Annotated in this window: 13 protein-coding genes; 5 read left to right on the top strand and 8 right to left on the bottom strand. The window is 64.0% G+C overall.

The genetic code is table 11. From position 1 onward, the window contains the following. Window positions 1-86 precede the first annotated feature (86 nt). Window positions 87-1,004: a LysR family transcriptional regulator gene (locus ACZ52D_RS19555; protein WP_464443600.1), complete on the top strand. Its 918-nt coding sequence runs from the start codon at window positions 87-89 to the stop codon at window positions 1,002-1,004. Window positions 1,005-1,054: 50 nt separating this feature from the next. Here ACZ52D_RS19555 and ACZ52D_RS19550 read toward each other — a convergent pair whose 3' ends face one another. Continuing rightward, window positions 1,055-1,258, bottom strand: coding sequence for a hypothetical protein (locus ACZ52D_RS19550; protein ID WP_464443599.1), 204 nt, complete (start codon window positions 1,256-1,258; stop codon window positions 1,055-1,057). A gap of 268 nt (window positions 1,259-1,526) precedes the next feature. Further along, complete coding sequence (locus ACZ52D_RS19545; protein ID WP_464443598.1) at window positions 1,527-2,786, bottom strand: urate hydroxylase PuuD; 1,260 nt, start codon at window positions 2,784-2,786, stop codon at window positions 1,527-1,529. 105 nt (window positions 2,787-2,891) lie between these two features. On the opposite strand from ACZ52D_RS19545, the gene ACZ52D_RS19540 reads away from it, so the two are divergent. Then, window positions 2,892-3,800 carry a LysR family transcriptional regulator gene (locus tag ACZ52D_RS19540; protein WP_464443597.1) on the top strand — a complete coding sequence of 303 codons (909 nt, stop codon included), beginning with the start codon at window positions 2,892-2,894 and terminating at the stop codon, window positions 3,798-3,800. 78 nt (window positions 3,801-3,878) lie between these two features. Here ACZ52D_RS19540 and uraH read toward each other — a convergent pair whose 3' ends face one another. Continuing rightward, window positions 3,879-4,235 carry a hydroxyisourate hydrolase gene (gene uraH, locus ACZ52D_RS19535; protein WP_464443758.1) on the bottom strand — a complete coding sequence of 119 codons (357 nt, stop codon included), beginning with the start codon at window positions 4,233-4,235 and terminating at the stop codon, window positions 3,879-3,881. Between the two features lie 151 nt (window positions 4,236-4,386). Here uraH and puuE point away from each other — a divergent pair, with 151 nt between their 5' ends. From puuE to ACZ52D_RS19520, 3 genes are all read left to right on the top strand, one after another. Further along, window positions 4,387-5,802: an allantoinase PuuE gene (gene puuE, locus ACZ52D_RS19530; RefSeq protein WP_464443596.1), complete on the top strand. Its 1,416-nt coding sequence runs from the start codon at window positions 4,387-4,389 to the stop codon at window positions 5,800-5,802. Further along, the gene (locus ACZ52D_RS19525) at window positions 5,799-6,290 is read left to right on the top strand and encodes an ureidoglycolate lyase (RefSeq protein ID WP_464443595.1); all 492 of its coding nucleotides are present in this window, start codon (window positions 5,799-5,801) and stop codon (window positions 6,288-6,290) included. The genes puuE and ACZ52D_RS19525 overlap by 4 nt, the downstream gene beginning before the upstream one ends. Before the next feature lie 82 nt (window positions 6,291-6,372). Continuing rightward, entirely contained in the window at window positions 6,373-7,809 is a 1,437-nt protein-coding gene (locus ACZ52D_RS19520) for a uracil-xanthine permease family protein (protein ID WP_222456005.1), read from the top strand. Between the two features lie 66 nt (window positions 7,810-7,875). Here the strand turns inward: ACZ52D_RS19520 and ACZ52D_RS19515 are convergent, their stop codons facing one another. The 5 genes from ACZ52D_RS19515 to bhcA form a co-directional block, all read right to left on the bottom strand. Next, window positions 7,876-8,388 (bottom strand): AmiS/UreI family transporter, encoded by a 513-nt coding sequence (locus tag ACZ52D_RS19515; protein WP_464443594.1) that lies wholly within the window; start codon window positions 8,386-8,388, stop codon window positions 7,876-7,878. A 95-nt stretch (window positions 8,389-8,483) separates the two neighbouring features. Next, window positions 8,484-9,449, bottom strand: coding sequence for an iminosuccinate reductase BhcD (bhcD, locus tag ACZ52D_RS19510; protein WP_464443593.1), 966 nt, complete (start codon window positions 9,447-9,449; stop codon window positions 8,484-8,486). A gap of 126 nt (window positions 9,450-9,575) precedes the next feature. Continuing rightward, on the bottom strand, window positions 9,576-10,739 hold the full coding sequence (gene bhcC / locus ACZ52D_RS19505) for a 3-hydroxy-D-aspartate aldolase BhcC (RefSeq protein ID WP_464443592.1): 1,164 nt from the start codon (window positions 10,737-10,739) through the stop codon (window positions 9,576-9,578). Window positions 10,740-10,755: 16 nt separating this feature from the next. Beyond that, window positions 10,756-11,724: a beta-hydroxyaspartate dehydratase BhcB gene (gene bhcB / locus ACZ52D_RS19500; protein WP_464443749.1), complete on the bottom strand. Its 969-nt coding sequence runs from the start codon at window positions 11,722-11,724 to the stop codon at window positions 10,756-10,758. Continuing rightward, on the bottom strand, window positions 11,724-12,914 hold the full coding sequence (gene bhcA / locus ACZ52D_RS19495) for an L-aspartate--glyoxylate aminotransferase BhcA (RefSeq protein WP_464443748.1): 1,191 nt from the start codon (window positions 12,912-12,914) through the stop codon (window positions 11,724-11,726). Before bhcA ends, bhcB begins: the two co-directional genes overlap by 1 nt. Between the last annotated feature and the right edge of the window lie 17 nt (window positions 12,915-12,931).

Genomic DNA, 12,931 nt, shown 5'->3' with positions numbered 1-12,931 from the left:
CCGGAACAGGCTGTATCAGCGGCGGCGCCCGCGCAATGCAGCTTTCCCGCACCGCCGCCAAAAGGCCCCGCAAAGGACTGTTATCTATGTCTTATCTCGAATCTCTGCGCGTTTTTGTCCGGGTCGTCGAACTGGGCAGCATCACCTCCGGCGGGCGGGATCTGCGGCTGACACCCGCGGTCGCAAGCAAGCGCATCAAGGAACTGGAAAAACATCTGGGCGTGCGCCTGTTCAATCGTACCACACGATCGCTGACCCCGACAGAGGTGGGGCAGCTGTTTTACGCCGAGGCCAAGAAGGTGCTCGAATCAATCGAGGAGGCCGAGACGGTGGTGGCGCATTTCTCCGAGGCGCCGCGCGGGGTGATCCGGGTGACCGCGCCCCTGGGCGTGGGCCGCCGCATCATCGCGCCCTTAGTGCCCGGATTCGCCGAGGCCTATCCCGCCACCGAAATCCGAATGCGGATGTCCGACCGCAAGGTGGACATCCTGGCGGACGGGCTGGATGTGGCCTTCTTCATCGGCACACCGCATGATTCCACCCTGAAGATGCGCAAGATCGCCGACTGCAGCCGCGTGCTGTGCGCCGCGCCGGGTTACCTGGAGCGCCACGGCACGCCGCAGGCGCCCGAGGATCTGCTGAGCGGCCACAACTGCCTGCTGCTGCGCTATCCGCGCTCGCCGGAATACTACTGGACGCTGAGCACGCCGGACGGCCCGCGCAAGCTGGAGGTCGCAGGCCGCTTTGATGCCGACGACAGCGATGTGCTGACCGCCTGGGCGCTGGACGGGCACGGCATCGTCAACAAGCCGCGGTTCGACGTGGCGCAGCATCTGCGCAGCGGCGCGCTGGTGGAGATCCTGCCCGACACCCCGCCGGAGCCGACGGTGTTCGGTTGTCTCTATCCGCATCGCAAATTGCAGGATCCCAAGATCCGGCTGTTCGTGGATTACGCGGTCAAGCACGGCATGGCCGCGTTCCGTCGGATCGAGGCTGGCACCTAGCCCCCATTACGACCCGTCAACGCTGGCCAATGCGGCCCGTGCTGAACGCGTCAGCAGCGGCCCGGGTTTTCCTTGCAGTAGATCACGTTGGCGGCGGCGCCGACAGCTGCGCCTGCGGCGACATTGCCGTCAAGAATGGCCGCTCCGGCGGCGCCGGCACCGGCGCCATAGACCAGCTGCTCGCCGGTGGTATCGCCGCAAGCGGCAAGGGTGGCGCAGAGGGCGAACCCGATTGCGATTATCTTTGTGTACATTTGCTACCTCCTTCGTCTGCCCCGGTCCCGGCGAGGCCGCTGCCGCGGGTGTGGGCATGGCCATGTGGCAGGTGCAGGGCGTGGTGACCCGCGCCGTCCGGAGCGTGAGGCAACCGAGGCAACGGCGCGCTTCCTTTTGAAAGGCTAGCATATTTTGCCGAAGATTGCTTGTGTCGGGGTGCTGATCAGAAACGGCGCGCTCGGCGGACGCACAAAGAAAACCCCGCCGTGCAGGCGGGGTTCTGAATTTGCGTGTTCTGCGGTCGCGTCAGTTCGCGGCAAGCGCAAACGGCAGATCCTTGGAGGCGCTGGCGTACCAGCGGCGGATCAGCGCGCGCTCGTCCTCCTCCATGTGGGTCACGTTGGCGGGGGGCATGGCCACGGTGGCGCCGGCCTGGAGGTAGATCTCCTTGGCGTATTTCGCGACGTCGGCCGGGGTTTCCAGCAGCACGTTCTTGGGCGCGCGGCGGATGCCGTCGTAATAGGGCTCGCGCGCGTGGCACATGGCGCAGCGGCCGGGCACGACGTTCATCACGTCCTCGAAATGCTGGTTGCTGGCGAAGACCTGTTCGCTCTTGGTCAGCTCCCGCGCCTCGGATTTTTCGTAGCTGTCCTGCTGCAGCGGCGCCTGGCTGAGGGCCATGATGCCGATGAACAGGATCGCGGTGACCGGCCAGGTCCAGGTCGGGTTAGAGGTGCCCGCGTGGTTGCTGTTGAAGTAGTGGCGGATCGTCACCCCCATCAGGAACACCAGCGCCGCGATCAGCCAGTTGTACTCGGTGGCGAAGGCCAGCGGGTAGTGGTTGGACAGCATCAGGAACACAACCGGCAGCGTCAGGTAGTTGTTGTGGGTCGAGCGCAGCTTGGCGATCTTGCCGTACTTGGCATCCGGGGTGCGGCCTTCCTGCAGGTCCTTCACCACGATGCGCTGGTTCGGCATGATGATGAAAAACACGTTTGCCGTCATGATGGTAGCCGTAAAGGCGCCCAGATGCAGCATCACCGCGCGGCCGGTGAAGATCTGGTTGTAGCCCCAGCCCATGGCGACCAGCAGCACGAACAGTAGCACCATCAGCACGGTCGGCTTTTCCCCCAAGGGCGATTTGCACAGGAAATCATAGACCAGCCAGCCGATGCTGAGCGATGCGCCGGAGATGAGGATACCCTGCCACAGGGCGAGATCCGCCTTGCTGGAGTCGATCAGGTACAGCTCGCCGCCGGCCCAATAGACGATCATCAAAAGCCCTGCCCCCGACAGCCATGTGGCGTAGCTTTCCCATTTGAACCAGGTCAGGTGCTCCGGCATGTTTTCCGGCGCCACCAGATATTTCTGGATGTGATAGAAACCGCCGCCGTGGACCTGCCATTCCTCGCCATGCGCGCCGACCGGCAGGTGCGGAACCTTCCGCAAGCCGAGATCCAGCGCGACAAAGTAGAAAGACGACCCGATCCAGGCAATGGCGGTGATGACGTGAAGCCAGCGGACCGCAAAGCCCAGCCAGTCCCACATGATCACAAGCTCTTCCATTGTTCTCTCCTCATAAGCTTTGGCAAGGACACTAGAGCATGCCGCTATTTTCATGTATTAGGTAAAAAGTCCAAGCTGTTTCAAAATAACTCGAAGAATATCCGCATGGCTTATCTCGACAATATCCGCACCTTTGTCCGGGTCTATGAACTTGGCAACATGTCGGCCGCTGCGCGCGACATGCGGATCTCGGCAGCGGTGGCGTCCTCGCGGATTTCGCAGCTAGAGGAGCATCTGAACGTGCGGCTGTTCCAGCGCACCACGCGATTGTTGAACCCGACCGAGCAGGGCAACCTGTTCTACCGCGGTGCGGTCAAGATCCTGGAGGCGGTGGACGAGGCAGAGGCCGACATCAGCAGCGTCACCCAGACGCCGCGCGGCACGCTGTATGTGGCCGCCCCCCTGGGGCTGGGGCGGCGGCTGATTGCGCCGGCGGTGCCGAAGTTCAAGGAAGCCTATCCGCTGATTTCGATCCGGTTGCGGCTGTCGGACCGCAAGCTGGATCTGGCGGCCGAGGGGCTGGATGCCTCCTTTTTCCTCGGCGTGCCCGAAGATTCCAACCTGCGCATCCGCAAGATCGCCGATTGCCCGCGGGTGCTGTGTGCCTCGCCGGAGTATATCCGCAAGCGCGGCCAGCCGAAAAACAGCGACGAGCTGAAGACGGATGCGCATGACTGTCTCAATCTGCGCTATCCCGGTGCGCCGGAGTTCCAGTGGCCGCTACGCAGCGGGGACGGGGTCAAGCGGGTGACGGTGACGGGCCCGTTCGAATCGGACCATGGCGATGTGCTGACCAGCTGGGCGCTGGACGGACACGGGATCATCCTGAAGCCGGTTTTTGAAATCTCCGAGCATCTGGCGTCGGGCCGGTTGGTGCCGGTGCTGGAGCAGGAGCCGCCGGTGCCGATCCAGATGGCCTGCCTCTACGTCCACCGCCGCCACCAGGACCCGAAGGTCCGTTTGTTCATGGACTTCATGGTGGATCACATTCAGGCATCGCTGCCGCAGGAATAAAAAGCCCGCCCCGGTTGCCCAGGGCGGGAACCGCTGGCCAGAGCCAAGCGGGAGGAGAGCGATGTTGGAAGAGTTGGTTCAGCTGCCGCGGTAGGTGGAATAGCCGTAGGGCGACAGCAGCAGCGGCACGTGATAGTGGCTGTCCGCCTCGCTGATGCCAAAGCGCAGCGGCACTTCGTCAAGGAACAGCGGATCCGCACCGGCCTGACCGGTGGCGCGCAGGTAATCGCCTGCGTGGAACACCAGCTCATAGGTGCCGGTGACGAATTCGGCGGCGGGCAGGATCTGCTCGTCAGTGCGGCCGTCGTCATTGGTGGTCAGGCTGCGCAGATGGGTGCGCTCAGTGCCTTCGATCCGGTAGAGATCGATTTTCAGCCCTTCTGCCGGGCAGCCGCGGGCGGTGTCCAGAACATGGGTGGTCAGAAATCCGGCCATGCCAGCCTCCTTAGTCATGAAGTTTGGTCAAATATGCGCCGTCCGAGGCCGACCATACAGAAGGAAAGGCCAAAAAGTTCTTTCAAAAATTTACTGAAAGCCCGGAGCGATTATTTTGTTCTATAACTAGGAAAAAGACAGGAGACCTGACGTGACGCGATACCCTCGTGATTTGCGCGGTTACGGTGCATCCGCACCCGATCCGCAGTGGCCCAACGGGGCCAAGGCCGCCGTGCAATTTGTCCTCAACTACGAAGAAGGCGGTGAAAACTGTGTTCTGCACGGGGACGCCGCATCCGAGGCGTTTTTGTCCGACATCCCCGGTGCGGCGCAATGGCCGGGCCAGCGCCACTGGAACATGGAATCGATCTATGAATACGGCAGCCGTGCCGGATTCTGGCGGCTGCACCGGCTGTTCACCGGCGCGGGCATCCCGGTGACCATCTACGGTGTTGCCACCGCCCTAGCACGCTCGCCCGAGCAGGTGCAGGCGATGAAGGACGCCGATTGGGAGATTGCCTCGCATGGGCTGAAATGGGTCGAGCACAAGGACATGCCCGAGGAAGAGGAGCGCGCCGCCATCGCCGAGGCCGTACGCCTGCACACCGAGGTCGTGGGTGAGCGCCCGCGCGGCTGGTATACCGGTCGCTGCAGCGCCAACACCGTGCGCCTTGTCGCCGAAGAGGGCGGGTTCGACTACATCTCGGACACTTACGACGACGACCTGCCCTATTGGCTGGAGGTGAACGGGCGCGATCAGCTGATCATCCCCTACACGCTGGAAGCCAATGACATGCGCTTTGCCAATTCGCCGGGCTGGATCACGGGCGAGCATTTCTTCCAGTACCTGAAGGATGCGTTCGACGTGATCTATGCCGAGGGCGAGGCCGGGGCGCCGAAGATGATGACCATCGGTCTGCACTGCCGCCTTGTGGGGCGTCCGGGCAAGATCGCCGGGCTGAAGCGCTTCATCGACTATATCCAGGGGTTCGAGGGCGTCTGGTGCCCGCGCCGCATCGACATTGCCGAGCATTGGGCGGCGACCCATCCGCCGCAGACGCGCCTGCGCCCCAGCCGGATGGCACGCGACGAATTCGTGGCGACGTTCGGCTCGATCTTCGAGCATTCGCCCTGGATCGCCGACCGTGCCTTTGATCTGGAGCTGGGTCCCGCGCATGACTGCGCAGCAGGTGTCCACAACGCGCTGTGCCGGATCTTCCGCACCGCCAGCGAGGAAGAACGCCTGGGCGTGCTGACCGCGCACCCGGATCTGGCGGGCAAGCTGGCCGCCGCAGGTCGTCTGACCGCCGAGAGCACCGCGGAACAGTCCAGCGCCGGGCTGGATATGCTGACGGATGAGGAGCGCGAGACCTTCACCCGGCTCAACAGCGACTATGTGGAAAAGCACGGCTTTCCCTTCATCATCGCGGTGCGCGACCACACCAAGGCCTCGATCATGGAGGCCTTCGATCGCCGCATCGGCAACGACCGCGCGACCGAGTTCGACGAGGCCTGTCGCCAGGTGGAGCATATTGCCCAGTTCCGCCTGCAGGATTTGCTGCCATGAGCCGTGAGCTGATCGCAGCGCCGCTGACAGCGGCGGCGTTTGCGCCCTTTGGCGATGTGATCGAGGTCACCGGCGCGCCGGACAAGATCATCAACCAGGGCATGTGCGGTCGTCACCACGACCGCGCAACGCTCGACTTTGGCCCCGGCGGGCGAGCGGGTATCAGCCTGTTCGACGCCAAGGCGCGGCAGCTGCCCTATACGCTCGACATGGTGGAGCGGCACCCGGAGGGCAGCCAGGCCTTCGTGCCGGTCAGCGGCGTGCCGATGCTGGTGGTGGTGGCCGAGGACGCGGAAGGCGTCCCGGTCAATCCCCAAGCCTTCATCAGCCAGCCGGGCCAGTCGATCAACCTGCACCGCGGAACCTGGCACGGGGTTCTGGCCCCGCTGGGTGCGCCCGGCCAATACATCGTCGTCGACCGCATCGGCGATACCCCGAACCTGGAGGAACACTGGTTCGAGGACCCCTTTACGGTGGTTTCAGGCTGAGGTCCTCGGCCTGACCACACAAACCGAAGCCGCCATAAAAACAAGAAGCGGCAAGATCCCCATGACCGACAGGAGACCCCCCATGGCCGATACTTCCATCGGGACGCCAGAACAGCTGCGCGATCCCAATTACACCCCCCCTTTGCACAAGGCGATTCCGCTGGGAATCCAGCATGTTCTGGCGATGTTTGTCTCGAACGTGACACCGGCGATCATCGTGGCGGGCGCGGCCGGTTTCGGCTTTGGCTCCAACTCGCCGGATTTTCCGGAACTGCTCTACCTGATCCAGATGTCGATGCTGTTCGCCGGTATCGCCACCCTGTTGCAGACCCTCACCCTGGGGCCGATCGGCTCGGCGCTGCCGATTGTTCAGGGCACGTCGTTTGCTTTCCTGCCAATCATGATCCCGCTGGTTGCGGGCAAGGGCGTTGACGGTCTCGCCGCCCTGTTCACCGGCGTCATCGTCGGCGGTATCTTCCACGGCCTTCTGGGGACGGTGATCGGCAAGATCCGCTTTGCCCTGCCGCCGCTGGTCACTGGCCTCGTGGTCACCATGATCGGTCTGGCATTGGTCAAGGTCGGCATCCAGTACGCCGCGGGCGGTGTGCCTGCGATCGGCACGCCGGAATATGGCTCGCTGCTGAACTGGTCCGCCGCGCTGGTGGTGATCGTGGTCACTCTGGGGCTCAAGTTCTTCACCAAGGGGATGCTGTCGGTCTCGGCGGTGCTGCTGGGGCTGATCGTGGGCTATGTCTACGCGCTGATGGTCGGCATGCTGAGCTTCGAGGCGATCTCCGGCTCCTGGGAGCGCGCCGCCGCCTTTGCCCTGCCGCAGCCGTTCAAATACGGGGTCGAGTTCTCGGCAGCCGCCATCATCGGTTTCTGCCTGATGAGCTTTGTCTCGGCGGTGGAGACCGTGGGCGATGTATCCGGCGTGACCAAGGGCGGCGCGGGCCGCGAGGCCACCGAGGAGGAAATCGCAGGCGCCACCTATGCCGATGGTGTCGGCACCGCCTTTGCGGGTCTGTTCGGCGCTTTCCCCAACACCTCGTTCAGCCAGAACGTGGGCCTGATCGCCATGACCGGTGTGATGAGCCGCCACGTGGTGACCTGCGGCGCGATCTTCCTGATCATCTGCGGGCTCGTTCCGAAGGTGGGCGCGGTGATCCGCACGGTGCCGATCGAGGTGCTGGGCGGCGGCGTGATCGTGATGTTCGGCATGGTGGTCGCGGCAGGTGTCTCGATGCTGTCGGACGTGGACTGGAACCGCCGCAACATGGTGATCTTCGCCATTGCGCTCTCCATCGGCCTCGGCCTGCAGCTGGAGCCGGGTGCGCTGCAGCACATGCCGGATACAGCGCGCATCCTGCTGACCAGCGGTCTGCTGCCGGCGGCGCTGATTGCCATCGTGCTGAACCTGCTGCTGCCGCAGGATCTGGCGGGTGAAGCCACCGAGGAAGTCTCGGGCGGGCTGAGCGGTCATGGTCGCGGATCGCTGCCGCAGGAAGACCGCGCCTGAGCCAGGCCGGAAGGCAACCAAAAACAGAAAGTCGGCCCGTGCTTGGGCCGGCTTTTTCCGTGGGGGTTACAAGGCAATCCCGTGCAGCACCGCCAGACCCGGCAGCCAGCCGGTGAAGACCCCGCAGAACAGCGTTGCGGCACTGGTCAGCCGGGCGCTGCCGCGGCGCAGGGCGAGGTTCAGGAAATACAGGAACCACAGCCCGGCCCAGGCCGCCCAGCAGGCCGCGAGCCACAGGTCGAAGATCCCCTCGGCCTGCGCCAGCACCCGCAGGGCCATCGGCGCCGCGGTCAGCGCCACGAGACCGCTGAACCAGCCCAGCCCCTCGCCGCTGGAGCCGGTTGCCCGGTTGTAGGCGACCCACAGGTAGGTGGTGCCGAACAGCAGCGTCATGCCCGCATCCAGCAGATCGGCAGGCTGGCCCGCCGCCAGCGCGGTCAGCAGCACGATGGCAAAGAACACCAGCGCCGCCACCGCATTGATCAGGATGATTTCCCGGTCCTGGATACGGCCCATCTGCCAGATGCCGTTCAGGCACAGCACCACGCCCACCACCAGCAGGCTCAGTCCAAGATACATGTTTGGAGACTCCCAAGAAAAAGCAGGAGAGAGGTACACCTCTCTCCTGCCGATCCGCTACGCGGATAATTGCAGAAAATGTTTCTGGCTGGGGCTTAGAAATCGACCTCGATGGCGATGCCCTTTTCCACCGCAACCTCAACGACAGAGGCCGCGACGGCCAGATCCTGAAGCCCGACGCCGGTGCCGTCGAACAGGGTGATCTGGTCGTCAGACGTGCGGCCCGGGTTGGTGCCGTTGATGACCGCGCCGATCTGGGCAACGTCTGCCTCCTGGATCAGACCCTGCGCCACCGCGTGCTGCGCCTCGCCGATGGAGACCGACTGGGCGACCTCGTCGGTGAAGACGTCCGCCTTGACCAGCAGCTGCGGGTCAACTTCCTGCTTGCCTTTGGTGTCGGTGCCCATGCAGGCGATATGGGTGCCGGGGCTGACCTGATCGGCCTTCAGGATCGCATCGAAGGACGAGGTGATCGAGATGATCACATCCGCTTCGCGCATGCCGTCCAGCTCAACCGCCTCGAACGGCACGCCAGCCTCGTCAGCCACCTCCTGCAGGTTCGGCAGCATCTCAGGATGCAGGTTCCAGCCGATCACTTTTTCAAACTCGCGCTGCTCCAGCGCGGCGCGCAGCTGGAACTTGGCCTGATGGCCCGCACCGATCATGCCGATCACCTTGGCGTCCTTGCGGGCCAGATGCTTGATCGAGACAGAGGACGCCGCCGCCGTGCGCAGCGCGGTCAAGAGGTTGCCGCCCACCATCGCTTTCACCTTGCCGGTGTCGGGGTCGAACAGGAAGACAGTTGACTGGTGGTTGATCAGTCCGCGCTTTTCCAGGTTGTTCGGCCAGTATCCCCCGGCCTTCAGGCCCAGCGTCAGGCCCGCGCGGTCAAAGCCGCCCTTGAAGCCATAGAGCGCGTCTTCGTGACCGATGGCCTCGCGCACCACGGGGAAGTTGTAGGCGTCGCCCGCGGCCATCGCCGCAAAGACCTTTTCGACCGCATCGAAGGACGCATCGCGGGTCACCAGGTCGGCAATCGCTTTTTCCGGAACGATATACATGTCTGTTTCTCCTCAGCAGTTGGCGCAGCCCTTGGACGGGGTGCCACCAGGCTGGAAATCGTTGTTGCACGACCCCCAGACTGGCGGAGGGCGGCATGCGCACCTCCGCCAGTCTGGGGGTCGTTCTTAGTAGGCCTTGCCGCGGGCCGAGACGGGCCAGACGCATTCGACCTTGCCGCCCCGCACGCCGACGTACCAGTCATGCACGTTGGCGGTGGGGTCGCAGTGGCCGGGCACCAAGCGCAGCTTGTCGCCGACTTTCAGCGCGCCGGTCGGATCGGATACCACGCCATGCTCGTCCGAGCATTTGATGTATTCCACGTCGTCGCGGCCGAAGATGAAGGGCAGGCCGCTGTCCACGGATTGCGCCTTGAGGCCGGCATCGACGATGGCCTTGTCGGCCTTGGCGTGGCTCATCACCTGGGTCAGCAGGAAGAAGGCGTTTTCCCACTCGCCCTGGTCGATGCGGTTGCCGTCCTTGTCCAGAATGCGGCCATAGTCCGCGTCCATGAAGGCGTAGGAGCCGCACTGCAGCTCGTTGTAAACGCCCGAGTTCGATTCAAAGTAGTAGGAGCCTGTGCCGCCGCCGGAGACCAGCTCGCACTCGATGCCTTCCTTCTTCAAGCCTTCGACCGCATCGGCAACCTGCGCGATGGCGATGTCCAGCTTGGCCTTGCGGTCCTCATAACTGTCCATGTGCTGCATTGCGCCCTGATAGGCCTGGATGCCGGTGAACTTGAGGTTCTCTGCCGCGTTCACGGCTTTGGCGATTTCAACAACCGCTTCAGTTGTAGTCACGCCGCAGCGGCCTGCGCCGCAGTCGATCTCGACAAAGACTTCCAGCTCGGTGCCGTGCTTTTGCGCCGCTGCCGACAGGTCGGCCACGTTGTCGATGTCATCAACGCAGACGATGGTGCGCGCGCCCAGCTTTGGCAGGCGGGCGAGACGGTCGATTTTCTGCGGGTCGCGCACCTGGTTGGACACCAGGATGTCCTTGATGCCACCACGGGCAAAAACCTCAGCCTCGGAGACCTTCTGGCAGCAGACGCCAACCGCGCCGCCGAGCTTTTCCTGCAGCTTGGCCACGTCCACCGACTTGTGCATCTTGCCGTGCACCCGGTGGCGCATGCCATGCGCCTTGGCGTAATCGCCCATCTTCTTGATGTTGCGCTCCAGCGCGTCCAGGTCGAGGACCAGCGCCGGGGTCTGGATGTCAGCCTCGTCCATGCCCGGGACCGCCGGGACGTCATAGCCGACTTCGAGCTGATCAAAATTTGTCTGTGCGTTCATTGTTTTGTTCCCCAGTTTAGCTGTTCATCCAGGGCAGTTTGTCGAGATCGACATTGCCGCCGGTGACGATCAGGCCCACGCGTTTGCCCGCGAAGGCGTCCTTGTTTTTCAGAATGGTGGCGAGTGGGACCGCGGAGGACGGCTCCATCACGATCCGCAGGTGCTTCCAGATCAGCTTCATCGCGTCGATGATCTCCGCGTCCGAGGCGGTGTAGATCTCGCTGACGTGGTTGCTGACGAAATGCCAGGTCAGATCCTTCAGCGGCACCAGCAGCCCGTCGGCCACGGTCTTGGGCGCATCATCGGCGATGATGTAGCCCGCCTTGAAGCTGCGGTAGGCGTCATCGGCCTGCTCCGGCTCTGCCGCGATCACCTGGGTTTCCGGCGCCAGGTTGGACAGCGTCAGGCAGGTGCCCGAGATCATGCCGCCGCCGCCGATTGGGGCCACAACCATGTCGAGCCCGTCGGTCTGCTCCACGAACTCCTTGGCGCAGGTGCCCTGCCCCGCGATGACGCGGTGGTCATTGTAGGGATGCACGAAATCGCCGCCGGTCTCGGCTTGCACCTTGGCAAAGGTCTCCTCGCGCGAGGAGGTCGAGGGCTCGCACTCGGTGATCTTGCCGCCATAGCGGCGCACGGTGTCCTTCTTGGCCTGCGGCGCGGTGCGCGGCATCACCACGTTGCAGGGAATGCCGCGCAGCATCGCGGCGTAGGACAGGCAGGACGCATGGTTGCCCGAGGAATGCGTTGCGACGCCCTTCTGCGCCTGTTCCTCGTCCAGCCCGAACACCGCGTTGGTGGCACCGCGCACCTTGAAGGCGCCCGGCTCCTGGAAGTTCTCGCATTTGAAGAACAGCTCCGCCCCGGTCAGTTCGTTCAGAAAGGCAGAGGTGCGCACCGGCGTGCGCCGGATATGCGGCTGGATGCGCTCATGCGCGGCCAGCATGTCCTCGTAGGTCGGGATATACATAGCGGTATCCTTCATCAGGCGGCAGCCTTGGCGCTGGAGGCGGTGTTGCCGCGGTAGTAGTCCTGCGCCGCCGCCACGCCGGAACCCAGCTGAATGTTCAGGCCAAGGTCGGCCATCACCATTTCGGCGATTGCGATGCCCGACAGGGCCATCACGTCGGTCAGGCTGCCGAGGTGGCCGATGCGGAACACCTTGCCCGCGACCTCACCCAGGCCCGTGCCGAAGGCGACGCCGTACTTCTCGGCCGCGAGGCTGACGAACTTGTTGGCGTCAAAGCCGTCCGGCGTGCGGATCGCGCTGACGCTGTCGGAGTAGACGTCCGGCGACACCGCGCACAGCTCCAGCCCCCAGGCGCGGACCGCGGCGCGCACGCCCTCGGCAATCCGGTGGTGGCGGGCAAAGACATTCTCCAGCCCTTCGTCCAACAGCATACCACAAGCCATGTTCAGACCGTTCAGCAGACCGACCGACGGCGTGTAGGGGTAGGCGCTGTTGGCGTAGCCTGCGGCCATGTCCTTGATGTCAAAGAAGGTGCGCGGCAGGGTCGCGGTCTTAGCTGCTTCCATTGCCCGTGGTGAGAAGCCGACGATAGCGAGGCCCGGCGGCAGCATGAAGCCCTTTTGCGAGCCGGTGACGGCAATGTCGACACCCCATTCGTCCATGCGGAAATCCATCGAGGCGATGGAGGACACGCCGTCAACAAACAACAGCGCCGGGTGGCCGGCCGCATCCAGCGCGCGGCGGACGGCGGCGATGTCGGATTTCACACCGGTTGCGGTTTCGTTGTGGGTGGCCAGAACCACCTTGATCTCGTGCGATGTGTCGGCGGTCAGGATTTCTTCGTAGCGGTCGGCCGGGATGCCCTGCCCCCAGGGGGTTTCAACCACCTGCACGTCCAGCCCGTGACGCTGGCACATGTCGATCCAGCGGTGGCTGAACATGCCGTTGCGCGCCGCCAGAACCTTGTCACCGGAGTTCAGCGTGTTGGTGATCGCGGTTTCCCAGCCGCCGGTGCCGGTGGACGGGAAGACGAAGATCTCGGCGCTCTCGCTTTTCAGAACCTTCTTCACGCCTTCCAGCGCCGGGTGCAGGATCTGGCCGAACAGCGGCGAGCGGTGGTCCAACGTCGGCATGTCCACTGCCTTGCGCAGCACTTCCGGCATGTTGGTGGGACCGGGAATGAAAACCGGGTTTTGAAAGCTCATGTCGTGCCCTCCTGTGG

Source organism: Leisingera sp. S2M4, from assembly GCF_055398055.1.
Note: the sequence above shows the minus strand (reverse complement) of the source record. Positions and strands in the feature narration are given on the sequence as shown.

Excerpts from the sequence above, each read along its gene's own strand:
- ACZ52D_RS19555 (WP_464443600.1), top strand. The coding sequence starts at position 87 with ATGTCTTATCTCGAATCTCTGCGCGTTTTTGTCCGGGTCGTCGAACTG.
- ACZ52D_RS19550 (WP_464443599.1), bottom strand. The coding sequence starts at position 1,258 with ATGTACACAAAGATAATCGCAATCGGGTTCGCCCTCTGCGCCACCCTT.
- ACZ52D_RS19545 (WP_464443598.1), bottom strand. The coding sequence starts at position 2,786 with ATGGAAGAGCTTGTGATCATGTGGGACTGGCTGGGCTTTGCGGTCCGC.
- ACZ52D_RS19540 (WP_464443597.1), top strand. The coding sequence starts at position 2,892 with ATGGCTTATCTCGACAATATCCGCACCTTTGTCCGGGTCTATGAACTT.
- uraH (WP_464443758.1), bottom strand. The coding sequence starts at position 4,235 with ATGGCCGGATTTCTGACCACCCATGTTCTGGACACCGCCCGCGGCTGC.
- ACZ52D_RS19525 (WP_464443595.1), top strand. The coding sequence starts at position 5,799 with ATGAGCCGTGAGCTGATCGCAGCGCCGCTGACAGCGGCGGCGTTTGCG.
- ACZ52D_RS19520 (WP_222456005.1), top strand. The coding sequence starts at position 6,373 with ATGGCCGATACTTCCATCGGGACGCCAGAACAGCTGCGCGATCCCAAT.
- ACZ52D_RS19515 (WP_464443594.1), bottom strand. The coding sequence starts at position 8,388 with ATGTATCTTGGACTGAGCCTGCTGGTGGTGGGCGTGGTGCTGTGCCTG.
- bhcD (WP_464443593.1), bottom strand. The coding sequence starts at position 9,449 with ATGTATATCGTTCCGGAAAAAGCGATTGCCGACCTGGTGACCCGCGAT.
- bhcC (WP_464443592.1), bottom strand. The coding sequence starts at position 10,739 with ATGAACGCACAGACAAATTTTGATCAGCTCGAAGTCGGCTATGACGTC.
- bhcB (WP_464443749.1), bottom strand. The coding sequence starts at position 11,724 with ATGAAGGATACCGCTATGTATATCCCGACCTACGAGGACATGCTGGCC.
- bhcA (WP_464443748.1), bottom strand. The coding sequence starts at position 12,914 with ATGAGCTTTCAAAACCCGGTTTTCATTCCCGGTCCCACCAACATGCCG.